This is a genomic window from Faecalispora anaeroviscerum (assembly GCF_947568225.1).
Taxonomy (GTDB): Bacteria; Bacillota; Clostridia; order Oscillospirales; family Acutalibacteraceae; genus Faecalispora; species Faecalispora anaeroviscerum.
The window spans coordinates 2,875,743-2,900,563 of sequence record NZ_CANOOQ010000001.1; the positions used below are offsets into that span (position 1 = coordinate 2,875,743).

The window sequence follows — 24,821 nt, forward strand, 5'->3', positions numbered from 1 at the left end:
CCTTCCTTCCAGCCTGTCGAAGAACCCATCCTTCGCTTAATGCGTCGGATGGGTTCTTCGCTTGTTTTTGTTTTGCTTCTACACTTTATTCCAGCTCGAACGCGCCGGTGTAAAGCTGATAATATTTGCCCTTCTCCGCAATCAGTTGGTCATGACTGCCGCGCTCAATAATTCTGCCATGCTCAAGCACCATGATGACGTCGGCGTTCTGAACGGTGGAAAGACGGTGGGCAATCACGAATACCGTGCGGCCCTTCATCAGCGCATCCATGCCCTTCTGAACAATGGCCTCGGTTCTGGTATCGATGGAAGAGGTTGCTTCATCGAGGATCATAACGGGCGGATCCGCCACCGCGGCACGCGCAATCGAAATGAGCTGCCGCTGCCCCTGCGAAAGGCCGCTGCCATCGTTTTCCAGCACAGTCTGGTAGCCCTTCGGCAGCATTCGGATAAATCCATTCGCATTTGCGAGCTTGGCTGCCGCAATGCACTCCTCGTCCGTCGCGTCCAGCTTGCCGTAGCGGATGTTTTCCATCACGGTGCCGGTGAACAGATTGACATCCTGCAGAACAATGCCGAGCGAACGGCGCAAATCTGCTTTTTTAATTTTATTGATATTAATGCCGTCATACCGAATTTTTCCGTCGGCAATGTCGTAAAAACGGTTAATGAGGTTGGTAATCGTAGTTTTTCCGGCGCCGGTTGCGCCGACGAACGCCACTTTCTGGCCCGGCTCTGCGTACAGCGTGATGTTGTGCAAAACGGGTTTGCCTTCTTCATATTCAAAATCCACATCGTGAAAGCGGATGTCGCCTTGCAACTGCGTATAGGTAACGCTGCCATCGCTGTGCGGGTACTTCCAGGCCCAGATGTCTGTGCGCTCGCTGCATTCGGCTACCTCTCCATCGGTTACACAGGCGTTTACGAGCGTGACGCTCCCGTCATCCTGCTCGCTTTCCTCATCCATCAGCTCAAAAATGCGCGATGCGCCAGCCAGCGCCATGATCACCATATTGAACTGCATCGAGATTTGGCCAATGGGGTTGATGAAGCTGCGAGAAAGAGTCAGGAACGAAACGATAGTGCCGATCGTCAGCGCATTAATTCCAGTCAGACTCAGGTTTGGCAGTCCGGCAATTCCCGCCGCGCCGCCGAGGATTGCGAGAAGCACATAGAGCATGTAGCCCATGTTGCCAACAACAGGCATGGTGATATTGCCGTATTTGTTCGCTTCGGTCGCGCAGTAGCACAGCTCATCGTTTTTTTGGTCGAACTCTTCCTTTGTTTTATCTTCGTGGCAGAATACCTTGATGACCTTCTGCCCGTTGATCATTTCTTCAATATAGCCGTTTACACCGCCCAACGCCTGCTGCTGCTTGACGAAAAAGCTGCCGCTGCGCCCGACCAGAGTTTTGATCACCTTGAGCAAAACAACGGCGAAAACAGAGACAAAGGCGGTAAGGCCCACGCTGAGGTACAGCATGGAGAAAAACGCCGCTGCGACGGAAACAATGGAAGAAAGCATCTGCGGCAGGCTCTGCGAGATTGCCTGGCGCAGGGTGTCGGTGTCATTTGTGTAGCGGCTCATTACATCGCCGTAGGGGTGGGTGTCGAAATAACGGATCGGCAGGCTCTGCATATGGGTAAACATACTGTCACGGATTTTCTTCAGAGTACCCTGCTCCACGATAACCATCATCCAGTTATAAAAGAGGGTGGAACAAATACCAATCAGATAAATGCAGCCCATCATGAGAATAGCGCGGAACAGTCCGGAAAACTCCGGGTTGGCCTGTCCCAGCAGCGGAAGAATGTAACGGTCAATCAAGGTCTGCAAAAACAGTGCGGAGGCCGCGCTCGCAGCGGCGCTGAGCAGAATGCAGACGGCGACGAAAATCAGACGCAGCCGGTACTGTGACATATAAGAGAGCAGCCTTTTAATCGTGCCGGGAGCAAAGCGCGGCATTTGCGGACGCCCGGCCGGTTTTTGGCTGCTTTTCGCAGCAGCGGATTGGTTATTCATGCAGAATCCCCCCTTTGTTCTGAGATTCATAAACTTCTCGGTAAATCGCGCAGGTTTCGAGCAGCTGTTCATGCGTGCCGACTGCGTTGATGCGGCCGTCGTCCAGCACAATGATATTATCCGCGTCCTGCACGGAGGAAACGCGCTGCGCGATAATCATTTTGGTCGTGTTCGGAATACTTTCCCGGAAGGCCTGACGGATCAGGCTGTCGGTTTTGGTGTCAACAGCGCTGGTGGAGTCATCCAGAATCAGAATTTTCGGCTGCCCCAGCAATGCGCGCGCAATACACAGGCGCTGGCGCTGGCCACCGGAAACGTTGGAGCCTCCCTGCTCGATATAGGTGTCATAGCCTTCGGGGAATTCACGGATAAAGCTGTCGGCCTGTGCAAGCTGACAGGCGTGGATGATTTCTTCGTCCGTGGCGCTCTCTTTGCCCCAACGCAGGTTCTCTTTGATCGTGCCGGAAAACAGTACGTTCTTTTGCAGCACCATTGCCACCTCGTTGCGCAGCGTTTCCAGGTCGTAGTCTTTTACGTCGACTCCGCCGACGGTGACAACGCCGCTCATGGGGTCGTACAGGCGCGGAATCAGCTGAACCAGGCTCGATTTGGAGGAACCCGTTCCGCCAATGATGCCGATGGTCTGACCTGATTCGATGGAAAACGTGATGTTGTCGAGCACCGGCTTATCGGTCTGCCGTGCGTAAGAGAAGGTGACATTCTCAAAGGTAATGGAACCGTTCTGCACGGTGCGGACTGGATTTTCGGAATTTTTCAGGTCGCTTTCCTCCGTTAGCACCTCTACAATGCGGTCGGCTGATGCACGCGAAATGATGATCATGACAAATACCATGGAAAGCATCATCAGGCTCATCAAAATTTGCATGGAGTAGGTAATCAGGCTGGCAAGCTCGCCGGTAGAAAGACCGATCGCCGCGCTGTTTCCGCTGGCAATAATCTCTCTCGCCCCAAACCATGAGAGAAGCAGCATACTGGCGTAGAGACAGAACTGCATGAGCGGCATGGTAAAGGAAAGGCGCTTTTCCGCCTTTGTAAAGTCGTCAAAAATTTCCTGAGAAACATCCGAAAACTTTTTCTCTTCAAAATCCTCGCGGATATAGGATTTCACCACGCGGATGCCGTGCAGATTTTCCTGCACGATGTTATTCAGCTTGTCGTAGGTGCGAAACACGCGCACGAAAATCGGGTGAACGCGTGACATGATCAGGAACAGGCCCAGGCCGAGCACCGGGATGGTCGCAAGGAAGATCAGCGACAGCTGCGCGTCGATCCGGAAGGAAAAAGCAAGCGCAAAGATAATCATTACGGGCGAGCGTACAGCCAGGCGCAGTAACATTTGGTATGCGTTTTGCACGTTGGTTACGTCGGTGGTCAGACGGGTGATGATGCTTGCGGTTGAAAATTTATCGATATTGGAGAACGAAAAGTTCTGTACATTGTAAAACATATCGTGGCGCAGGTTTTTAGCAAAGCCTGCGGAAGCAACGGCAGCGCTGCGCCCGGACAAAATGCCGGTAAACAGGGAAAGTGCCGCGGCCAGAACAAGAACAAGGCCCATCATGAGCACATAAGACATGTTTTTTTGGTTGATTCCATTATCAATTAGAAATGCCATGATGGTAGGAATCACAATTTCAAGGATAGATTCCAGAGTAACGTATATTGGTGTGAGAATGGTTTCCCTTTTATATTCCCGTACGCTGGACAGAAGTTTTTTGATCATGGATTATTTTGCTCCTCCTGCAAATTGGCTATGTTGGTTTTCATTCGTTCCAGATAAGACAGCAGCGTTTTGATTTCCTCCTCCGTAAAGCCTTGAATGAGAGTTGCCTCCATTTTTTTGGCATCTTCCAGCATAAGCCCCCGAATTTCCAGCGCTTTTTGGGTAAGCACGATCTTTTTCAGGCGCGCGTCCTGTGCAACGGCCAGGCGCTGAATCAGGCCCTTTTGCTCCATCCGGCTTAGCACCCGTGAAGCAGTGGAGCGTGTGATGGTGAAATAGACTTCAATGTCCTTCTGGTAGACGTCGCGATCGGTTCGGTCGGCAACAAAGCTGATGATCCATCCGTTATTGCCGGTAACGGTTTCGATCTCCTTTCGGTGAGAAGAAAATTCGAAGTAACGCCGGATCATATTATTCAGAGAGCGAAGCTCCCGGCCGACCCTCATTTTATTCATCGGGCATTTCCTTTCCAAGGCGCAGTCAGTGCATTTTAAAAGTAACCTGCTTTTTAAATGGTGAAGTATTCTCCCCGACGCAGGCGGGGAGAATACTTCAATTCCATTAATTGAGTTGAGGTTATGATAAAATGTTTGATATAGAACTGTTTGATATACAACATTATATTCAAAAACAGGAGATGCGTCAAGAGATAAAATGATGAAAACATGCGCCGGAAATCGGCGTCAATTTAGTCAAATTAATAATGCAATGCCGGAGAAACTGAAATGGAACTAGTTTTAACAATATCTTTTTCCATAGTCTATAATAATTTCCGCACCATATTTATTCCCGTTTGCGCAACGCATTTTACTCTGCATTGATCGAACATTCTGAAGTATGCGTTTATTTTGAATAACATCCATTGTTGTATTTTTAAGGACTGTACTTGTAATGCGTTTACGCTCTAATCTCTTTCCAAGTTCTAATTCTTCGATTCGATTTGCGTTTATAGGCTGATCAGACATGAATGGTATGACTACCATAGGTACACCAAAATACAACGCCTCTGTTACGCTATTTAATCCGCCATGAGTAATAAACACATTGCATTTTTCCAGAACTTCAAGTTGGGGTACAAATGGGTAAATTAAAAAATTCTCGGGTATTTCACGCAGACTGTTCTTATCGATCGAATTACCAATAGACAAAACAACAGTAACATTTTCGCTTCTGAATGCATCAAAACACTTTTGATAAAATCCTTTTGCTCGGTTCACAACAGTTCCCAAGGATATGTAGATAAGAGGATGTTTTATTTGCTCCAAGAGAAGGTCTGGGTTTTTATCACGCGGATAGATGGAGGCACCCAGAAACTTGTAATGCTCATCAGAAAAACTATCTGCATAAGGTTGAAACTCACGAATAGTATACACCAAATTAAGTTCTGGCGGATTTTGAACAATCTCCTCCAGCCAGCAATCTGTTTTCAATGTGATTCCTTTGCTAACTTGTTTTGTCCATTGTTGGCAAATCCACTTTAAACGAAAAATGCCCATCATACCGCCTGCGTTGATATACGCTTTCATCAGTTCTTTGTTAGAGGCTGGCGAAGTGAATATTCTGATGACAGGTTTATGAAATTGTTCTGCAAGGTGTTTTCCCAGAAAGAAAAACTGTTCATATAAAATTAAGTCAAAATTGTGCGCAAGCTTAACTCCCGCATGATAAGCATTTTGCATTTGGATAGAGAGTTTTTTATCATCTTGGTAACAGGCAAACTGAGCACCTGTTTGCAAAACAGCTTCCTTCCATTGCTCTGTTAATAGATAAGTGACTTCATTTCCTCTACATATAAGTTCCCTTACTAATCCTAGCGTAGGGTATACGTGTCCCGAAAAGGGTAAATTTACAAAGAGAATATTCATTGTGTACCGCCTCCTTTATTTTAAGATTCAAAAATGGACGTAGATATTTTTAAAGTTCTGCATATCAGGTTAATGATGATCGTTTGTTGCTGTTTTTGCGGCAGCATAGAAAACTGCTTATCATGTAACAAACCGCTGACGCCTTTTAGCACATATGGAGCAAGCCATTCAACATCGGAAAGCTCAACTGCTATTCCTAAGTCTTTATAGAGCGAAGAGATTGATAATTTTACCGCTGGGAGCATAGCTTCTACCGTTAAATCATGTAAAGCATACAAAATGGACCAATGCACAGCGCCGCCTGACAATTTTTGAAATTTCTCCATACTGTGAACATAACAATCCATGAGTTGATTGATGCGTTTAGAATGGGATGTTCCATTTTGAGAGGTGGTCAGCATGTGTGAAATTGTTATTTCTTGTTGCTTCATAAAATGCTCCAAGGCTTTATCAAATAGTTCTTGTTTTGAGCCGAAATAATGATAAAACATACCAATTTCTCCACCGACATGATTCAATATCATACGGACAGAAGTTCCCTCGTATCCATTTTCTAGGAATAATTGAATTGCTACATCAAGTATTTCGTCTCGCTTTCCACCTTCCAGCACAGGCTTTCGAGCCATACTATAGCCCTCCTAATAAACAGAATATTGTTCTGTTTATATCTTAGCACAGTTGACCTTTGCGGTCAAGAATTAAGAGAATAATGTTTTGCTAATGCTTTGATGTAGCTCCCGAACTTAGGATGGATAGTAACCGGCAAGCAGAAGACCCCTTTAGAGATTAGCCAGGTAATTAATGCAAGCTGGCTTGAACGAAGTACGAGCCAGCGTCTAAAGACGCTGGCTCGTAACATACCCTTATAGGGCTTTGCACACCACCCGTTTTACGGGTGGTTATGATAAAATAGAAAAATCGGAATCGGAATGGAATCGTGATTAAAAGCGAATCACTTTGGGCTCTTCAGTAAAAGAGCAAATAGTAGCGGTGGCGTTTTCCAGGTAGAAAACAACGGTGTTGCCGTCATCTGCCTTGTACATGTTTTTCAGCGAGGGGTATTCGTCGAGCATATGCTGCCTTGCTTCTATGCGGTCGTCCTCCACTGCGGTTGCTTCTAAACGAATCCATTTTCCGCCCGTCATACCGCTGATTTCAATTTTGGGGTTCTCTTTTAGCTGACGGTACACCTTTTTGACTTTCCCGGTCTGAATATAAAACTTGCCTTCAAAAATGTCTACTGTACCGAAAGGCCGTACGCGCGGCTGGCTGCCTTCTGTTGTGGCCAGGTAATAGGTATTGCACTGTTTTAAGAATTCGTATACTTCCTGCATGAGTAACGCCTCCATTATTTTAATTGACTTACGATTGATTTCTTGTTATCATTTAAACATAGTACTAAATTAAATTCAAGTACAATCTTTTTATATAGTAAGTATCTTTTTGGGTACTAATAGGAGCCTGAGATATGGAAGAGGACCTGTTCGGAATTTGTCCCTACGTGACGGCGCAAAAGCTGCTGACAGGGAAATGGATGCTTTTGATCTTATATCATTTGAGTAGGAAAACAATGCGCTTTAATGAGCTGCAGCGGGCGCTACCGCGCCTGACGCAGTCTACGCTGACAAAGCAGTTGCATATGATGTTGGAAAACGGCCTGATTGAACGCACGGTGTATCACCAGATTCCACCGAAGGTGGAGTATTCCCTCAGCGAGCTGGGCCGACATTTCGAACCGGTTTTGGAGGCGGTGGGCGTTTGGGGCCAGGAATATATCGCCTATCTGAAAACACAGGAAATTCAGTAATCGTATTTCTGAAAATTTCAGGGACTTTCACTGGAAACTTTTTTATTTGTTTGATTATCTTTCGCTTTGTGAAAGCTGCGAAGAATCAATTCTAAATATGTTTTATGGATTGGTCAATGCGTTACAGGGAATCTTCCGGTGGAACAAAAAGAGGAAGCTTTGAATATTGTGTTTTAATGAGGAATCAATTGGTTTGTGAAACAGGCTATTGACAGCGCTGTTTTTTTGTGTTACTTTAAATTAAATTTAATAACCAAACCGTTGATGTGGAGATAACGGTGATCATGCTCTTACAGAGAGCCCGCGGTGCTGAGAGTCGGGCAGAAAACAAGTCATCAAATGGACCACAGAGGGCGCAGTCAAAGGGGAAACCTGAGTATTCTGCGACGAGAAGGCATACGTTAGTTGCCGGGGATATGTTTGTATCCTGCTAAGCGCACGATTGTTGTATCGTGAATCAGGGTGGCACCGCGAGCCTTTCAGCTCGTCCTTGACAAGTAATTGTCAGGGGCGGGCTTTTTTGTTGTCTCTGGCAGAAAATTCAGGGGTTGTTTCTACTCAATTCGGCTAGCACTGGTTTTGTAAACAGCCCGAATAGAAAGGCATGATGAAACATGGCACATCCCGCGTTTTCGGAGGCAAAACGACTGGCGCAGACGGGCGATTTTAAAATCATCCCGATCAGCTGCGAACTGTATGCCGACCGCATCACTCCCATTGAGGCTCTGCGAAAGTTGAAAAATGTCAGCAGCCACTGCTATCTGCTCGAATCGGCGGAGAGCAGCCGCATCTGGGGCAGGTACTCCTTCCTTGGGTTTGACCCCGCGCTCGAGCTAACCTGTACAGACGGCGAGTTCACCCTGCGGGCCGGTTCCTCCATTACAGTGGAAACCAAGCACCCGAAAGAGATCATTCGGCAGGTGCTTGCGGATAACCGCAGCCCGCGCCTGGAAAACCTGCCGCCATTTACCGGCGGACTTGTCGGGTATTTTTCCTACGATTACATCAAATACGCCGAACCGTCTCTCGTGCTGGACGCAGACGACGAAGAGAAATTTCAGGATGTGGACCTGATGCTGTTTGATAAGGTGATCGCGTTTGATCACTTCCGGCAGAAGATTATTTTAATCGTGAACGCGCGGTGTAATGATCTGGAAACGGAGTACCGCCGGGCAGAGATGGAACTGAAAAAACTTCGCGAGCTGCTCCTGAATGGTGCGCCGAAGGCGGAGAAGCCGGGGCGCATGACTTCTCCGGTGCGCGCGCTGTTCGATGAGTCCGCCTACTGCGCCATGGTCGAGCGGGCGAAGGAGTACATCCGCGAGGGCGATATTTTTCAGGTGGTGCTCTCGAACCGGCTCGACGCGGATTTTGAGGGAAGTCTGCTCGATACTTACCGCGTTTTGCGCACAACAAACCCTTCGCCGTATCTATTCTATTTTTCAAGTGACGACATCGAGATCGCCGGTGCTTCTCCCGAAACGCTGGTTCGCCTGCAAAACGGTGTTCTGCACACGTTCCCGCTGGCCGGTACCCGCCCACGTGGTGAAACAGACGAGGAAGATAAACGGCTCGAGCAGGAGCTTCTCGCGGATGAAAAGGAATGTGCCGAGCACAACATGCTGGTCGATTTAGGGCGAAACGACATTGGCAGAATTAGTGAGTTCGGCAGCGTGCGAGTGGAAAAATACATGGAGATCGAGCGTTTTTCCCACGTGATGCACATTGGATCCACGGTGCGCGGAACCCTTCGAGAGGATTGTGACGCGGCGGACGCGATTGACTCAATTTTGCCGGCGGGCACACTTTCGGGAGCGCCGAAAATCCGCGCCTGCGAAATCATTAACGAGCTTGAAAATAACAAACGCGGCATTTACGGCGGGGCGATCGGCTACATCGATTTCACCGGGAACCTCGATACCTGCATCGCAATCCGCCTTGCCTACAAAAAGAAAGGCAAGGTGTTCGTTCGCTCCGGGGCCGGGATTGTAGCCGACAGCGTGCCGGAACGCGAATACCAGGAATGTATTCAGAAAGCTAGGGCGGTTGTCAGTGCGTTGGAAACCGCACAGGGAGGGTTGGAAGATGATTCTGTTGATTGATAATTACGACAGCTTTTCGTATAACCTGTACCAGTTTATCGGTACGGTAAACCCCGACATCCGCGTCGTGCGAAACGACGAGCTTTCGGTGGAGCAGGTGAGAGAGCTTGCTCCCTCGCACCTTATCCTTTCACCTGGGCCGGGCTACCCGGGGGACGCCGGTATTTGTGTGCGGGCCGCCAAGGAGTTGGGGCAGGCAATCCCGCTGCTCGGGGTCTGCCTGGGGCATCAGGCCATCTGCGAGGCGTTCGGGGCTACGGTTTCCCACGCAAAGCAGCTGATGCACGGCAAACAGTCCGTTGTCATGCTCGATGAGGAATGCCCGCTGTTTTACGGGCTTCCCGGGCAGATCAAGGCGGCGCGCTACCATTCGCTCGCCGCAATCCGCGATACGATGCCCGAATGCCTCAAAATTACCGCCGAAACCGACGACGGCGAAATCATGGCGGTGATGCACCGCGAGTTCCCGATTTACGGGGTGCAGTTTCACCCGGAATCGATCCTGACCGAAAACGGTATGCAGATGATTCAAAATTTCCTCGCGCTGTGAAAGGAGCGTTTTTCATGATTAAAGAAGCAATCTCAAAACTAATTGACCGAAAAGACCTGACTTACGACGAGGCTATGGCTGTTATGAATGAAATCATGAGCGGCGGTACCTCTCCGGTGCAAACCGCAGCGTTCCTCGCGGCGCTTTCCGCCAAGGGTGAAACCATTGAAGAAATTACCGCCTGCGCCGCCGGAATGCGCGCGCACGCGCTCCCGATCGATTATACGGACGATCTGCTCGAAATTGTCGGCACCGGCGGGGACGGCTCGAATTCGTTCAACATTTCCACCACCTCCTCCATTGTCATCGCGGCGGGCGGGGTACGAGTGGCAAAGCACGGCAACCGGGCGGCATCCTCCCGCAGCGGTGCGGCGGATTGCCTCGAAGCGCTGGGCGTGAACATCAGCCTTTCGCCCGAGCAGTGCGTTTCGTTGCTGCAAAACGTGGGCATCTGCTTTTTGTTCGCGCAAACCTATCATTCTTCCATGAAATACGTCGGCCCGGTGCGCAGGGAGCTGGGCATCCGCACCATTTTCAATATTCTTGGCCCGCTGACAAACCCCGCCCACGCGAATTTGCAGGTGCTGGGCGTGTACTCCGAAGAAATGGTAGAGCCGCTGGCTCATGTGCTGCAAAACCTGGGTGTGCGGCGCGGTATGGTCGTTTACGGGCAGGATAAGCTGGATGAAATCTCCCTTTCGTCGCCGACCACCGTCTGTGAGTTTAATGGCAATCAGTTTACCACCTATGTGATCCGCCCGCAGAATTTTGGCCTGACCCCCTGCGAAAAATCTGAGCTGGTCGGCGGCACGCCGCAGGAAAACGCGCAAATTACGCTCGATATTTTAAACGGCATAAAAGGCGCCAAGCGCGACGCGGTTCTGCTCAACGCGGGAGCGGGGCTGTATATTGCCGGCAAAGCCGCATCCCTTTCAGACGGCGTTGGTTTAGCGGCGGAGCTGATTGACAGCGGTAGGGCGATGGCGAAGTTGCGGGAATTTATTCTGGAATCGAACCGCAAGGAAGAGGCGGCGTCATGATTCTGGATGAAATCGCGGCCTATGCCGCCCAGCGCGTGGCGCACTCCAAAACGCTTGTTTCTCTCGGGGAATTGCGCGAAGCGGCGCTGCTGCTCCCCAAAGGAAATTTGAAATTCACAAAGGCTCTGCAAAAAGAGGGGGTGTCCTTCATCTGCGAGGTGAAAAAGGCCTCTCCCTCCAAGGGGATTATTTCAGAGGATTTTCCGTATCTTGCCATCGCAAAGGATTATGAAGCCGCGGGGGCCGACTGCATTTCGTGCCTGACAGAGCCAAAGTGGTTCTTGGGGTCGGATGCCGTTTTCCGCGCCATCCGGAGCGAGGTAGCTGCCCCAATGCTGCGCAAGGATTTTACAGTGGAGGAATACCAGCTTTACGAGGCTAAGGTGCTGGGAGCCGACGCGGTACTGCTCATCTGTGCGTTGCTCGATACCAAAGCCATTGAACGGTATCTCGCAATTTGCGATGCGCTGGGTCTTTCCGCTTTGGTGGAAGCGCACGACGAAGCGGAAATCGCATCTGCCATAGAGGCCGGGGCACAAATCATCGGAGTCAATAACCGCAACCTGAAAAATTTCACTGTTGATTTTGGGAATGCCGCCCGCCTACGGGAGAAAATCCCGGCGGACGTTCTGTTCGTCGCGGAATCGGGCGTTTCGGGCGTGAAGGATATTGCCCGCCTAAAGGCGGCGGGGGCGGACGCAGTGCTGATCGGCGAGGCGCTGATGAAATCGCCGGACCGCCGTGCGGCGCTGACAGAATTCCGGAGGGCGGCACAATGACGAAAATTAAAATCTGTGGGCTGTACCGCCCGTGCGACGCCGAATTTGTAAACGAAGCCAAGCCGGATTACGCGGGCTTTGTGTTTTTCGAGAAAAGCCACCGCAACGTGACGGCGCGGCAGGCGGCGGAACTCAGAGAAAAGATCAATCCCGCCATACCGGCTGTCGGGGTATTCGTGAATGCTCCGCAGGAGCAGATGGCTTCCCTGTGCCGCAATGGAGTGATTCAAATTGTTCAGCTTCACGGAGGTGAAAGCACGGAGGATGTGGAGCGGCTGAAAGCCATGATTCCCGGTGTGCCAGTCTGGCAGGCGTTCCGTGTGCGTACCCGGGCGGATTTGGTTGCGGCGGAGCAGAGCGCGGCAGACCTTGTATTGCTCGATAACGGCACCGGCACCGGCGAAGCCTTCGACTGGTCGCTAGTTTCGGGGTTTTCTCGTCCCTTTCTTCTGGCGGGGGGATTAACACCGCAGAAGATCCCGCAGGCAATTGCGCGGTTTGAGCCGTACGCGGTGGACATCAGCTCCGGTGTGGAAACAGACAAAAAGAAAGACCGTGAAAAAATTCTCGCCGCCGTCGCCGCGGCGAGAGGTGCGGAAATTACAAGAGAAGAGAAATCAAAAAATCGGCCGGATTCATTCGGCGAAAAGGAGTGAGCAGAATGTCGAGAGGAAGATTTGGGGTTCACGGCGGGCAGTATATTCCCGAAACGCTGATGACTGCCGTCATTGAGCTGGAACAGGCTTATCACCATTATAAAGACGACCCGCAGTTTAATGAAGAACTGACGGAGCTGTTCAACAATTACGCGGGGCGGCCCTCCCTGCTGTACTATGCGGAGAACATGACGAAGAAGCTTGGCGGCGCGAAGATTTACCTCAAGCGTGAGGATTTGAACCATACGGGTGCACACAAAATCAACAACGTGCTGGGGCAGGTGCTGTTGGCAAAGCGGATGGGCAAAACACGCGTAATCGCCGAAACCGGCGCGGGTCAGCATGGTGTTGCCACCGCCACCGCCGCCGCGCTGATGGGTATGGAGTGCGAAATCTTCATGGGCGAGGAGGACACGAAGCGCCAGGCGCTGAATGTGTATAAGATGCGTCTGCTCGGGGCAAAGGTGAATCCCGTGACGAGCGGAACGGCAACACTGAAGGACGCTGTTTCGGAAACGATGCGTGAATGGGTTGGCCGGATTGCCGACACGCACTATGTGCTTGGTTCCGTGATGGGCCCGCACCCGTTCCCTACGATTGTCCGTGATTTTCAGGCGGTGATTTCCAAAGAGATTAAGGAGCAGCTGCTGCAAAAGGAGGGGCGCTTGCCTGACGCGGTTCTGGCCTGCGTGGGCGGTGGCTCGAATGCAATCGGCGCGTTTTACCACTTTATCGAGGATTCCTCTGTGCGGCTGATCGGCTGTGAGGCTGCCGGGCGCGGCGTGGATTCCTTTGAAACAGCGGCGACGATTGCCACCGGCAGTTTGGGGATTTTCCACGGGATGAAGTCGTATTTCTGCCAGGATGAATACGGGCAGATTGCACCGGTGTATTCCATTTCCGCCGGGCTGGATTATCCCGGCATCGGCCCGGAGCACGCGCACCTGCACGATATTGGGCGCGCGGAATATGTGGCTGTGACCGACGACGAGGCCGTGGACGCGTTTGAGTACCTTTCTCGTATGGAGGGGATTATCCCCGCCATCGAAAGCGCGCACGCGGTTGCGTATGCGATGAAGCTCGCCCCGACCATGGCAAAGGAGCAGATCCTTGTCATTAATCTTTCCGGCCGCGGCGATAAAGACTGCGCGGCCATCGCGCGGTACAGAGGGGAGGACCTGAGCGAATGAGCAGATTAAACGAGGCCTTTTCAAACGGAAAGGCGTTTGTGGCGTTTCTCACCTGCGGCGACCCCGATTTGGAAACGACGGAGCGCCTGATCCAGTCCATCGCGGAAGCGGGGGCGGATGTGATTGAGATGGGGATTCCCTTTTCCGACCCGACAGCGGAGGGCCCCGTGATTCAGGCGGCGAATCTTCGCGCGCTCTCAAACGGCGTTACGACCGACAACATCTTTGAGATGGTGCGCCGCGTGCGAAAGACCGTCTCGATTCCGCTGGTGTTTATGACCTACGCAAATGTGGTGTTTTCGTATGGCACAGAACGCTTTGTGAAAACCGCGTCCGAAATCGGGATGAACGGCCTGATTCTGCCGGATGTTCCGTTCGAGGAGAAGGAGGAATTCGAGCCGGTCTGCAAGCGGTACGGCATGGATTTCATTTCGTTTGTTTCGCCCACCTCTCACGAAAGAGTCAAGCGAATCGCTAAAGAGGCCGAAGGCTTCTTGTATTGTGTGTCGTCGCTGGGTGTTACGGGAGTCCGCTCACAGATTTCGTTAGATATCGGCGAAATTACCGCCTTGGTTCGTCAGGTGACAAATACCCCGGTGGCGATCGGATTTGGCATTTCCACCCCCGAGCAGGCGCAAAAAATGGCCGCGATTTCCGACGGGGTAATCGTCGGCTCGGCCATTGTCAAAATCATTGGGCAACATGGAAGAGACGCCGCGCCATATGCGGCGGACTATGTGAAAAAAATGAAAGAGGCGGTCCGCAGTTTGTGCTGAACCGCCTGAAAAAATGGTATCCCGGAGCTTTGTAATAAAGCTCCGGGATATTTTTTTAGGAATTTATTTCCTGTGTGGCCGGCTCTTTTTTGTCCTTGTCCGATAACGTGTACGACATAACAGCCGGTATCACAGAAATTGCGGCAATTGCATACATTGCGGCCATCAGGCCGAAGCCGTCGGCCAAACGCCCCAAAAGAGGCGCCACCATTCCGCCGATGCTGACAGAAAGCCCCAGGGTGATTCCAGAAGCAAGGCCCATGCGGTTGGGCAGGTATTTTTGACCCAGCACTACCGTAAGGCTGTTGGGAGAATAGAGTGCGAATGCAAGCGGAATCAACAGCAGTACCGCGGGCGCGACACTCTGAGCCATTGTAAGTACACCCAGCACCGGCAGTAAAAGAGTGAAACCGATGCGGGTAATTTTAACAAAGCCAAAGCGGTCTCCCAGCCGACCGCCAATCAGCGTGCTGGCGGCTCCCATCACAAAGTAGAAGCTCAGGATCGTGCTGCCCACAGATTCCGGCTGCTGCAATACCTGTATAAAAAAGAGAGGGAGAAACGTGTTCAGTCCGCAGAATACGATGGAACGGCCAAATAGCAACAGACTGAGCAGTGTAAAGGGAACCCATCTGTCCGGCTCGGCAGGTTTTACAGGTACGACTTCTGAAACCATCTGTTCGGATGAAGCCTGATTCATTTTTTTGATTTTTGACAGAATCGTGATAAACATCAAGACGCAGGGGATTGCCAGAACCGCTGTTCCTTTGAGCCCAAACAGCGAGATGGACGCCGTGGCCAGAATCGGCCCTACGGCAAACCCCGCGTTGCCTCCGAACGAAAAGATGCTGACACCCGCTCCTTTTTTGTCACCGGAGACTTTGTTCGCCATTCGGGCGCCTTCCGGGTGGAACGCCGCAACACCGATTCCGCTGATCATAATGGATAGAAACAGCAGGCGAAAGTCCGAAAGAAAACCGGTTGCCGCCATGCCGCAGCCAGACAGTAACACTCCGGCCGCCATCATCCATGGTCGGGGCGTTTTGTCCGCAAGACTCCCGAAAATTGGCTGTATGACAGAGGAAACCACGGTGGAAGCCAGCACAAGGCTTGCGACTTCCGCGTAATTAAAATGGTATGCTGAAATAAAAAAGGGAAGCATAGCGGGGAGCGCACCTTGGCCCATATCTGTAAAAAGATGCCCCGCGGAAAGTAAGTAAATGTAACGGCTGTGATTCTGCTGCAATGGAAGACCTCCTTTGTTCCCGTGTGGATCTGTTCGGCCAAAGGGCCGTATGTAAGAGAACTCAGGTCTGCGGGAAACCCTCGTTTTTTATTGTGTAAAAACCTTTGGCTGGGGTTCCCGGTTCGGTGGCGAGAAACTGTGCATCAAAGGCCGAAAGCGCTCTGCCGAGTAATGCGCACCAAAGCATAAGCGCTTTGGCACTGCGGGCTCGGTCGGCTTTGTCAGCCGATTCAACAGCAGAGAATTTCAAGGATATAAATTTAACATAGTTGATGAGATCACTCTATTTATAACATTTTTCCATAAAAATGGAAAGCATATTTCCAAAAATGAATTGACATAGGGAGGAAGATAGACGATTTTTTGACTGGTTTGATGCGTGCTTCTATACAGCACTTGCGGTGTATGATACCGAGAGCTTCCCGTCATCCACTTCAAATTTGACCTATTGGTTGCTCGTTGACAAACGGCTTTCGCGTCACTATACTGAATGTGAAATAGAGAGATAGCCCCCGAAAGGGGGACAATCAATTCAGGAGGTGTCTGTTATGCAAGCAAAGGAATTTGTCCTGAACGACGGCCTAAAACTCCCGCCCATTGGCCTGGGCACTTACAAGCTCAACGGAAGGGAGGGAGTGAAGGCGATTCAGCACGCCGTAGAGATTGGCTACCGTTTGCTGGATTCTGCGTTTAACTATGAAAACGAAGGCGCTGTGGGCGAAGCGGCCAGAAGCAGCTGTGTACCGAGAAGCGAGCTGATTGTTACCTCAAAGCTTCCCGGGCGTCGTCAAAAATATCAGGAAGCCCTGCTGACCATTGAGGAATCGTTATACCGTGCGGGACTTGATTATTACGACATCTACCTGATTCACTGGCCGAACCCGAAAACCGGCCTGTATGTAGAGGCCTGGCAGGCGATGATCGAAGCCAAAAAGCGCGGCATGATCCGTTCCATCGGTGTGTGCAATTTTCTGCCGGAGCATTTGGAGCGCCTGATTCAGGAAACGGGTGTCACGCCCAGCATCAATCAGATTGAGCTGCATCCCTATTTTAATCAGGCGGAACAGCGCGCGTGGGATACGGCTCATGGAATCGTGAATGAATCCTGGAGCCCCCTTGGGCGCGCGAACAGCGTTTTGCAGGACCCTGTGATTGGAGCAATCGCAAAAGCACACGGCAAGACCATTTCACAGATTATCCTGCGCTGGCATGTTCAGCTCGGCGTGCTGCCAATTCCGAAATCGTCTGACCCGGCTCGTCAGAAGGAGAATATTGAGGTGTTCGATTTCGCCCTTTCTGAGGAAGAGATGCAGAAAATCTGCGCACTCAGCCGCCGGGACGGCAGAACCTTTGATCAGGATCCCAGCCGCTACGAGGAATTCTAATTCTGCCGAAGAATATCAAAAAGGCCGCGGACGTGCAAAGACTTTGCCCATGACGTTTTTGTTTCTACTTGTAACAGCAGAAAGTGTCCGTTACTTTCAAAGCTGCCCGGTTGCCGGGCATACTGTTGTTTAAAAACAGGGTTCCGCCGGCCTTTGATAAGGCAGGCGATGCTTTCGCATGGAAGGGAGAAAACACCATGTGGATTTTGTTCGCGTTCGGGTCGGCTTTGTTTGCCGGTATGACCGCTGTTCTTGCAAAGGTAGGGCTGCAAAAGGTAGATTCCGATCTGGCCACGGCCCTGCGCACAGTGATTGTGCTGCTGTTTTCGTGGCTGATGGTCTTTCTGGTTGGCTCCGAATGCGCGCTCACGCTTGTTTCGGGGCGCAGTCTGGTGTTCCTGATTTTGTCCGGCGGCGCGACCGGGGCTTCCTGGTTGTGCTATTTTAAGGCGTTGCAGCTTGGTTCTGTCAATCGAGTGACACCGATTGATAAAAGCAGCACGATTTTAACCATCCTGCTGGCGTTTCTGTTTCTGAATGAGGTGCCCGGAGTTTGGAAGCTAACCGGTCTTGCGCTGCTGGCTGCTGGAACGGTTCTGATGGTTCAGCGCCCGGGCGAGACGGAGGCAGAACGGCCCTCCACCGGGAAGTCGTGGGCCTTTTATGCCGTGCTTTCCGCGGTGTTTGCCGCTCTGACCTCGATTTTGGCCAAGGTGGGAATCCAGGGGGTTGAATCAAATCTCGGCACGGCAATCCGCACGATTGTTGTTTTGGTCATGGCATGGGGGATTGTGCTGCTGCGAAAAAAACAGGAGCATCTGCATACGATTGATCGCCGCAGCTGGCTTTTTATCGTGTTCTCCGGTCTTGCGACAGGATTTTCCTGGCTGTGCTATTACCGGGCATTGCAGGAGGGCCCGGCCAGCGTCGTTGTGCCGATCGACAAGTTAAGCATTCTAGTGACGATTGCTTTTTCACGCATGTTTTTGCAGGAGCACCTGCCGAAAAAGGCGCTGGTTGGCCTGCTGCTAATCATTGGCGGAACTCTTTTGATGCTGCTTTAAACAGTCATAAGTCAAAAATTGCCACCTGCCGCAAAATACCACGGCAGGTGGCTCTTGTGTTTTCATAGGCAGGACGAGTGGGTTTGTAGAAACGACTCAATCACCGCTTCCTTTTAGGTGTGGTTTTTAAATCGACAGGAACGATCTTAGCGGGTATAATAAAGATCATTATAGGCGACGGGCGGAGCAGCCGAATTTACTACAAAAGGCTCCGTTTGTATCAACAGAGGGGAAAGAGGGAATATGAATCAATTCACAATATTAAACATTAGCGCTCAGTTTGGGGAGCTTTGTAGTGTCATTCACCCGGTGGTTTTACAGGATGATGCTCACCTGGTTCTGGTAGACTGCGGCTATGTCGGCTTTCTGCCCCAAATGGAGCAGGCTCTGGCGGAAAACGGCTTTTCTGCCGGGGATTTGACCCATATTCTGATTACCCATCAGGATCATGACCACATGGGCGCGCTGGCGGAGTTTAAAAGCAAATACCCGAGCATTCAGGTGGTGGCAGGCAGGGAGGAGGCCCCGTATATTTCCGGTGCAAAAAAGTCCCTGCGCCTTGCGCAGGCCGAAGCCATGCAGGAGCAGCTTCCGCCGGAGCAGCAGGAATTTGGGCGGGCATTCTGCGCGCTTTTAAAAAGTGTACAGCCCGCTCCGGTAGAGCTTGAGGTAAACGACGGCGATGTTCTGGACTGGTGCGGCGGCTGCACCGTGCTTGCGACGCCGGGACATACGCCGGGGCATATCTCGCTGTATGTACGGGAGCTTCATACGCTGATTACAGGTGATGCCGTAGCGCTGGAAGACGGCGCGCCGGTGATCGCAAACCCGCAGTTTACTCTGGACCTGGTACAGGCGCAGGAATCGATGCAAAAGGTTCTGGGGTACGGCGCAAAAGAGCTGGTCTGTTACCATGGCGGCCGGTGGATTCTTTAAGACGGACGCGCAGGGTAACCATGGTACCGCGCTGGTTGCCTCGGCGTTTACCCGGAGCAGGGCAGAACGGGTGGTGAAGCATATTTGCCCTCCGGCCGATTTTTTCACAACAAAGGAAAAGCAGCGTGATCCGAAAGAGTTCGGACTCACGCTGCTTATTTTGATTTCTTCTTTGGGGCCTTGGTCTGTCGGGCAACAGTCAAGGTGTTCTGGCGGTAGAGAAAGGAACAGAGCTTCTTACTTGACATTGATATTCCCAGGCAGGCTGCTCGGGCGATTCCCGCGCGGATTTTGCAAGGGAGTTTGTGTGCAAAAAGCTACTAAAGGGAGCTTGTCTACCCCAGAGTCTCTTTCTCTTTAAGATAAGAATACAGTAAAAATATGTGCAAGATGTTTATAAAATATGAAATTTTTTATAACAAAAAGATTCTTATTTTTTAAAAGCTTAGTAATTAAAAATAATCGGAAAAGTAGGGTGTTTGCTGCTCAATGGCGTCCTCCAGCAAGTCCACCGTTTCGGGGCTGCAGTGAATCCGGCCAATTTTGTGCAGGTAGTCGGGCCGCTTGTAGCCAAGGAGCATGGTTGTCATGGTTTGAATGTCGGTTCTGTCAATGCTCTGTTCCGTGCTGCGCGTGATGCTCCCCCGGCCCTCCGGAGTGATTTTCAGCGTGAACACGCCCTGGTTCCACGAAAGCATTGGGTCGTCGAGCGTGAAGGTCCATTCGCGCACACCGGTATCCGGTTTGAAAGGGTACCGGGTGATGAACTGCTCGATATCGACGATGCGAGCCATAATGTAGGGAGAAATCGACTCCTTAATGTCCGCGTCCTCCAGCAGGAACGCCAGTGGTTCATCGGTGTAAATGTCGCCGACCACCTTCGAGATCATCGAAAAATGTGCGCTGATAAAATTCCACAGGCCGCTGCGGGCCGCTTCGTCCACAAAGATCATGTCTTTAATGCGGAAAATCTCGTCTGAAATCCAGTACAGCACGTAGCCGTCCGGTTCGCCTTTTTCGTTGTAATAGATCGCCGCCATCAAATCATCCAAATCCCACCGCCAGTATTCGTCCCAGGCAAGGTCGTCGCGCAGCATGGCACCGTGCGTCTGCATCGCATAGCGGTGGTAGGCCCGACGCAGCTCCTTGCTTTCCGGGTCCACGCGCTCCACCTCACCGGGTACCTGCTTGTTTTTTGGCAGCTGGTAATCGTTGATTTCATAGGTAATGCGGTCAGAGATAATCTCCCATCCCTTTCTGCGGTAGTAAGGGATGGAGTAAGGGAACAAATAAGAAATGGACTGCTTTTTGTTCCTCATATTTTCCAGTGCCTGATAGAGCAGCTTGTGCATCAGTCCCTGATTCGAATATTCCGGGTAGGTGCCCACTCCGGTCAGGCCGCCCATGTCGTAGGTGCGGTCGAAAATACGCACCTGAAACGGGTACACCGCCACCTGTGAAATCAGCTTGTCGCCGTCGAACCACCCAAGCACATCGGCCTGCTGCAGCACCGGGAATTTGGTTTTCATAATTTCTTCGTCTTCCCAACCGGTCTGGTGCAGCTCACGGTCTGTGACCTGAAACACATACCTCAGCAGCTGATTGTATTGCTCCAGGTGCTTTACGCTCACCGACTTCATTTTCAGCTGTTTTCTTCTGCTCATAATACGACTCCTTTTAAGGGCGGGCGATTCCCGCCGTAACGGTTATTCCGGTAATCCCCTTGGGGTGTGGCCGGTACTCTCCGCCATGCTCCGGAAAATTGAATCACGCGCTTACAGCATATCCAGCTCGGCTTTTTCTGTTGGCGGGGGAAAGTCTTTGTCGATTCTACGCAAATCCTCCGGCGTCAGCCGGATGCTCAGGCTGGCCAGATTTTCTGCCACATGCTTTGCGGTAGAAGCCTTCGGGATGGCGATGACATTTTCCTGCCGGACCAGAAACGCCAGCATGACCTGATAAACGGAGGACTTCTTCTCCGCGGCAATCTCGCGGAGCGCTGCACTTGCCGCGATGGCACTGCGGTAACACGCGCTGTGCGCCAGAGGAGAATAGGCCATGAGAGGCACATGGTGTTCGCAAAGCCAAGGGAGAAGATCATACTCTACTCCGCGTGAAGCAATGTGGTACAGCACCTGATTCGCACCGCAGGCATCCCCACCCGGCACGCTCCAAAGCTCTTCCATATCGGCAACGTCAAAGTTCGAAACACCCCAGCGCTGGATGCAACCCTCCCGCTGCAGCTCCTCAAAGGCTGAAACGGTTTCTTCCAGCGGTACACTGCCACGCCAGTGCAGCAGGTACAGATCGAGAGTATCGGTGCCCAGCCTGCGCAAGGAAGCATGGCACGCTTCCTTCATCTTTTTTCGGGATGCGTTGTGCGGGTAAACCTTAGAAACCAGGTACAAAGAATCCCGGCGCACCGGGCGGATCACCTCGCCCACCAAAGCTTCTGCGCTGCCGCTGCCATACATTTCAGCGGTATCAATCAGCGTCAGGCCGTTTTCTATTCCGAAAGAGAGCGCCCGGTGTTCTTCCGGGCCGGGGGAGCGGTTCTCCGCCATCTGCCAGGTGCCCATTCCTAGTTTGTAGTCGCTCAGCTCCATGTTTTTCGTTCCTCTCTTTCTGTTGGTACCATCAGGAGTAATCTGGTTCTAGACATTACAGCTTTAAAAATAGACTTTACGATTCTTCCCCGCTTAAGACGGGGAAGAATGGCTGCTCCATGAAAAGGAGCTTTTCAAGTGATTTGATTCTATTATAACCCCGCTCGGGTAGTCTTCGTCAATTATAAAATGGAAGGATCAGGGAAAAACTTTTCTAGCGCTTCGCTTATGCTTTTATGTTATCTTTGCAAGCTGTTTCCACCGGAATCTGAATCTCTGTGAAAAACTCCTGCGGCAGAATTGTGTCGCGATTGTCGATCAGGTACAGCTCAAACGGATCACCGGTTACCCGCAGATGCTTTGCTTCGGCATGGTGCAGCGCTTCGCGGATTTTACCGGGGCTTTGGGTGTATTCCCCCCGGTAGCAGTACGTCAGGTATGGCCCGGCAGGCAGAGTAAAGTCAGCCTCCTGATCGCCCGGCGGCAGCAAAAAGAACACGGAACGGAACACGTTTTCCAGACCTTTCTTCAAATCCTCACGGGAAACCTGCGCGCCGATTGCCTGATTCCCGAAATCCTGAATGCGGCTTTCATGCGTTTGGTGCAGCTTTTTAATGGCGAAATCCATTTCCTCGTCGCGGGTGATGTATTCGTTCAGCCGCAGGCAGGGCCGCGCGGGGAATTCCTTTACCTCAAACACACCCGGTGAAATGCGCTGTGCCTCGGTGAGGGAACAAATGCGTTTTTGCAGAGATTGCTCCCGGCCTTTCAGCTCCTGCAGCTGTCGGTGCAGGAGCTGGCGCTCCTCCTCCAGCATTGTCAGCGTATGGTCGATGCTCTGGTGCTCCAGATATTCCCGAATCTGCGGCACAGAAAAATTGAGCCGGCGCAGGTCGCGCAGAATGCTCAGCTTGTAAATATCCTTGAGGCCGTACATGCGGTAGCCGTTTTTGGCGCGGCGGGGCCGCAGCACGCCGATCTTTTCATAGTAGCGCAGCGAATCCGCGCCGATTCCGTACAGCTTTGCAATTTCACTGATTTTATAAAATTCCTTCATCGCAGCGGCTCCTTTCGGACAAACGGAACTTGACATTCGTATTGTACCAGAGTTTATACTGAAAAGGTAGTCAAAGCGGAAAATAGCCAATGCTCTTTATATTGAATGCGCGCTTGCTCAGAAAGGCAGATTAGGATGACGGTTATGAATAGATTAAAAGCTCTTTATCAAAAAAACAAGGAATTGTTTACCACAAAGCGGATGTTGTTGATTATGCTCGGCACCGCGGTCGGTTCCTTTGGTATTACGAATATTCATCAAAGGGTGGATATTACCGAGGGCGGCGTGTTGGGTCTGGTTCTTCTGTTGAATCATTGGACGGGCCTTTCTCCGTCCGTTCTCTCGCCAATGCTGGATCTTTTGTGCTACGCTTTGGCATTCCGGCTGCTGGGGTGGGATTTTATCAAGGTTTCCGCGGTTTCCACTGTCAGCCTGGCGGCGTTTTTCCGGCTGTGGGAGCAATTTCCGCCCATGCTGCCCGATCTGTCCGCTTATCCGCTTCCCGCGGCAATTTTGGGCGGACTGTTCGTCGGCACCGCCTGCGGCCTGATTTTGCAGCAGGGCGGCTCGAGCGGCGGAGATGACGCACTGGCGCTTGCCATTTCTAAGGTGACGCGCTGCCGGATAGCGCGGGCCTACCTCGCAACGGACATCAGCGTGCTGTTGTTTTCTCTTTCTTATATTCCGCTGGGGCGCATTGCTTATTCACTCGTGACGGTAACGGTGTCGTCATTTCTGATCGACTTTATTCACAACGCAGGCCGCAGTCCGGCTCTTCAGGAAGAGACAGGCTACGAGCAAGGGGAGGCTTCGGAAGCAGCTGAAGTGACGGGAAACGCTCAGGAGCCGGACTCCTTTGAGCAGGAGCTGGAGGAAATGACGGAGTGTTGATCGGGCATGCCCGATCTTTTTGGGAGTGGAACCCCTTGGCTGGCCGCTCAGTAGAGGCAACAGCAAATTATGTGAATAATTTATCAAACGACAACAAAGACCAATTACTCTAATTTATGGTAATTGCACCAGATGAAGTGTGTGTATTTTGTATATTTTTTAGCTTGTGTTAAAAACGAAAACAGGGTATAATGCTTAAAAGATAAGAAATGCATTGTGTATAGGTACCAAATGTCTGCGTTGAGAATTGTGACGTGCAGAAAGCGGCCTGGCCGTTTTTTGTGCGCTTTTTTATTCAGTTTTCCTTTTCTTTCGCATATAAATGATATAAGACAAAGCGCACGGAAAATTGAAATGAAACCATGAGGTAGCAAAATGAACCAGGAATTTATAGAAGCACTGGAACGAAACCCTGTCATTGCGGCGATCTTTGACTCTTCCGATCTGGATGAGGCACTTCAGTCGCCATGTGAAGTAATCTTCCTTTTGTCCGGGAACATCTGTGAATTAAAAGGACTGATCCATAAGGTACATGAAGCGGGAAAGATGATGTATGTACATATCGATCTGCTGGAGGGAGTAGCCAACGACCGCAGCGGAATTCAGTTTTTGAAAACATATTTTTGTCCTGACGGAGTAATTACGACCAAGGCTGTTGTAGCAAAGCACGCGAGGGAAGTGGGTGTGTTCGTCATTCAGCGCTTTTTCCTTCTCGATTCCAAATCCTACGAAACCGTTCATAAAACCGTAAAGAACAGCGATGTAGACGCGATTGAAATTTTACCGGGAATCTTGCCGGAAATCATTCATCAGATCAGCCAATGTTCGTCTGTTCCTGTCATTGCGGGCGGGCTGATCCGTACCAAAAAGAACGCAATGGACAGCTTGGCCATGGGGGCCATGGGGGTTTCCACCAGCTGCAAAAAGCTCTGGAACATGTAGCGTATTGCTTTGAATAGAAAGCCAAGAGAATCCATTTAAAAATTGAATATAAATTGCGAGAAATGAGAGCAGCAAAAAGGGAAGGGGATACCCCTTTGGTTTTGTTGCTCTTTTTTGCTACTCAATCAACACAACAGAGGCCCCGCGTTTGTAGAACAAACG

The 24,821-nt window shown here is 51.1% G+C and carries 23 protein-coding genes; 13 read left to right on the forward strand and 10 right to left on the reverse strand.

All coding sequences use genetic code 11. From position 1 onward, the window contains the following. Nucleotides 1–85: 85 nt before the first annotated feature. The 6 genes from QOS46_RS14040 to QOS46_RS14065 form a co-directional block, all read right to left on the reverse strand. Complete coding sequence (locus tag QOS46_RS14040; RefSeq protein ID WP_283610677.1) at nucleotides 86–2,023, reverse strand: ABC transporter ATP-binding protein; 1,938 nt, start codon at nucleotides 2,021–2,023, stop codon at nucleotides 86–88. Continuing rightward, complete coding sequence (locus tag QOS46_RS14045) at nucleotides 2,016–3,767, reverse strand: ABC transporter ATP-binding protein (protein WP_283610679.1); 1,752 nt, start codon at nucleotides 3,765–3,767, stop codon at nucleotides 2,016–2,018. The genes QOS46_RS14040 and QOS46_RS14045 overlap by 8 nt, the downstream gene beginning before the upstream one ends. Next, nucleotides 3,764–4,222: a MarR family winged helix-turn-helix transcriptional regulator gene (locus tag QOS46_RS14050; protein ID WP_283610681.1), complete on the reverse strand. Its 459-nt coding sequence runs from the start codon at nucleotides 4,220–4,222 to the stop codon at nucleotides 3,764–3,766. Before QOS46_RS14050 ends, QOS46_RS14045 begins: the two co-directional genes overlap by 4 nt. Nucleotides 4,223–4,504: 282 nt before the next feature. After that, nucleotides 4,505–5,632: a macrolide family glycosyltransferase gene (locus tag QOS46_RS14055; RefSeq protein WP_283610683.1), complete on the reverse strand. Its 1,128-nt coding sequence runs from the start codon at nucleotides 5,630–5,632 to the stop codon at nucleotides 4,505–4,507. A gap of 20 nt (nucleotides 5,633–5,652) precedes the next feature. After that, complete coding sequence (locus QOS46_RS14060; RefSeq protein WP_283610685.1) at nucleotides 5,653–6,258, reverse strand: TetR/AcrR family transcriptional regulator; 606 nt, start codon at nucleotides 6,256–6,258, stop codon at nucleotides 5,653–5,655. A gap of 315 nt (nucleotides 6,259–6,573) precedes the next feature. Beyond that, a complete protein-coding gene (locus QOS46_RS14065) occupies nucleotides 6,574–6,966 on the reverse strand; it encodes a pyridoxamine 5'-phosphate oxidase family protein (RefSeq protein WP_283610686.1) in 393 nt (130 codons plus the stop codon). Between the two features lie 134 nt (nucleotides 6,967–7,100). Here QOS46_RS14065 and QOS46_RS14070 point away from each other — a divergent pair, with 134 nt between their 5' ends. The 8 genes from QOS46_RS14070 to trpA all read left to right on the forward strand — a co-directional run bounded on the left by QOS46_RS14070 (nucleotide 7,101) and on the right by trpA (nucleotide 14,532). After that, nucleotides 7,101–7,439 (forward strand): winged helix-turn-helix transcriptional regulator, encoded by a 339-nt coding sequence (locus QOS46_RS14070; protein WP_283610687.1) that lies wholly within the window; start codon nucleotides 7,101–7,103, stop codon nucleotides 7,437–7,439. Between the two features lie 614 nt (nucleotides 7,440–8,053). Beyond that, a complete protein-coding gene (trpE, locus tag QOS46_RS14075) occupies nucleotides 8,054–9,541 on the forward strand; it encodes an anthranilate synthase component I (RefSeq protein ID WP_283610689.1) in 1,488 nt (495 codons plus the stop codon). After that, entirely contained in the window at nucleotides 9,525–10,091 is a 567-nt protein-coding gene (locus QOS46_RS14080; protein ID WP_283610691.1) for an anthranilate synthase component II, read from the forward strand. Before trpE ends, QOS46_RS14080 begins: the two co-directional genes overlap by 17 nt. A gap of 14 nt (nucleotides 10,092–10,105) precedes the next feature. Then, the gene (gene trpD, locus QOS46_RS14085; RefSeq protein ID WP_283610692.1) at nucleotides 10,106–11,131 is read left to right on the forward strand and encodes an anthranilate phosphoribosyltransferase; all 1,026 of its coding nucleotides are present in this window, start codon (nucleotides 10,106–10,108) and stop codon (nucleotides 11,129–11,131) included. Beyond that, nucleotides 11,128–11,910 (forward strand): indole-3-glycerol phosphate synthase TrpC, encoded by a 783-nt coding sequence (gene trpC, locus QOS46_RS14090; protein ID WP_283610694.1) that lies wholly within the window; start codon nucleotides 11,128–11,130, stop codon nucleotides 11,908–11,910. Before trpD ends, trpC begins: the two co-directional genes overlap by 4 nt. After that, nucleotides 11,907–12,566, forward strand: coding sequence for a phosphoribosylanthranilate isomerase (locus QOS46_RS14095; protein WP_283610696.1), 660 nt, complete (start codon nucleotides 11,907–11,909; stop codon nucleotides 12,564–12,566). Before trpC ends, QOS46_RS14095 begins: the two co-directional genes overlap by 4 nt. Nucleotides 12,567–12,571: 5 nt before the next feature. Continuing rightward, nucleotides 12,572–13,756: a tryptophan synthase subunit beta gene (trpB, locus tag QOS46_RS14100; protein WP_283610697.1), complete on the forward strand. Its 1,185-nt coding sequence runs from the start codon at nucleotides 12,572–12,574 to the stop codon at nucleotides 13,754–13,756. Continuing rightward, nucleotides 13,753–14,532, forward strand: a complete 780-nt coding sequence (gene trpA / locus QOS46_RS14105) for a tryptophan synthase subunit alpha (protein ID WP_283610699.1) — start codon at nucleotides 13,753–13,755, stop codon at nucleotides 14,530–14,532. The genes trpB and trpA overlap by 4 nt, the downstream gene beginning before the upstream one ends. Before the next feature lie 55 nt (nucleotides 14,533–14,587). Here trpA and QOS46_RS14110 read toward each other — a convergent pair whose 3' ends face one another. Then, entirely contained in the window at nucleotides 14,588–15,778 is a 1,191-nt protein-coding gene (locus QOS46_RS14110) for an MFS transporter (RefSeq protein ID WP_283610700.1), read from the reverse strand. Between the two features lie 548 nt (nucleotides 15,779–16,326). Between QOS46_RS14110 and QOS46_RS14115 the strand changes: the two genes are divergently transcribed. The 3 genes from QOS46_RS14115 to QOS46_RS14125 all read left to right on the forward strand — a co-directional run bounded on the left by QOS46_RS14115 (nucleotide 16,327) and on the right by QOS46_RS14125 (nucleotide 19,163). After that, complete coding sequence (locus QOS46_RS14115; protein WP_283610701.1) at nucleotides 16,327–17,163, forward strand: aldo/keto reductase; 837 nt, start codon at nucleotides 16,327–16,329, stop codon at nucleotides 17,161–17,163. 197 nt (nucleotides 17,164–17,360) lie between these two features. Further along, a complete protein-coding gene (locus QOS46_RS14120; RefSeq protein WP_283610702.1) occupies nucleotides 17,361–18,227 on the forward strand; it encodes an EamA family transporter in 867 nt (288 codons plus the stop codon). Nucleotides 18,228–18,470: 243 nt separating this feature from the next. Continuing rightward, nucleotides 18,471–19,163: an MBL fold metallo-hydrolase gene (locus QOS46_RS14125; RefSeq protein WP_283610703.1), complete on the forward strand. Its 693-nt coding sequence runs from the start codon at nucleotides 18,471–18,473 to the stop codon at nucleotides 19,161–19,163. Nucleotides 19,164–19,615: 452 nt separating this feature from the next. Here QOS46_RS14125 and QOS46_RS14130 read toward each other — a convergent pair whose 3' ends face one another. The 3 genes from QOS46_RS14130 to QOS46_RS14140 form a co-directional block, all read right to left on the reverse strand. After that, nucleotides 19,616–20,827: a GNAT family N-acetyltransferase gene (locus QOS46_RS14130; protein ID WP_283610704.1), complete on the reverse strand. Its 1,212-nt coding sequence runs from the start codon at nucleotides 20,825–20,827 to the stop codon at nucleotides 19,616–19,618. A 111-nt stretch (nucleotides 20,828–20,938) separates the two neighbouring features. Beyond that, a complete protein-coding gene (locus tag QOS46_RS14135; RefSeq protein ID WP_283610705.1) occupies nucleotides 20,939–21,769 on the reverse strand; it encodes an aldo/keto reductase in 831 nt (276 codons plus the stop codon). A gap of 226 nt (nucleotides 21,770–21,995) precedes the next feature. Next, on the reverse strand, nucleotides 21,996–22,826 hold the full coding sequence (locus tag QOS46_RS14140; RefSeq protein ID WP_283610706.1) for a MerR family transcriptional regulator: 831 nt from the start codon (nucleotides 22,824–22,826) through the stop codon (nucleotides 21,996–21,998). Nucleotides 22,827–22,970: 144 nt separating this feature from the next. Between QOS46_RS14140 and QOS46_RS14145 the strand changes: the two genes are divergently transcribed. Together QOS46_RS14145 and QOS46_RS14150 are read left to right on the forward strand one after the other, a co-directional pair. Beyond that, complete coding sequence (locus QOS46_RS14145) at nucleotides 22,971–23,717, forward strand: YitT family protein (RefSeq protein ID WP_283610708.1); 747 nt, start codon at nucleotides 22,971–22,973, stop codon at nucleotides 23,715–23,717. A 375-nt stretch (nucleotides 23,718–24,092) separates the two neighbouring features. Continuing rightward, nucleotides 24,093–24,659 (forward strand): glycerol-3-phosphate responsive antiterminator, encoded by a 567-nt coding sequence (locus QOS46_RS14150; protein ID WP_283610710.1) that lies wholly within the window; start codon nucleotides 24,093–24,095, stop codon nucleotides 24,657–24,659. Nucleotides 24,660–24,821 lie beyond the last annotated feature (162 nt).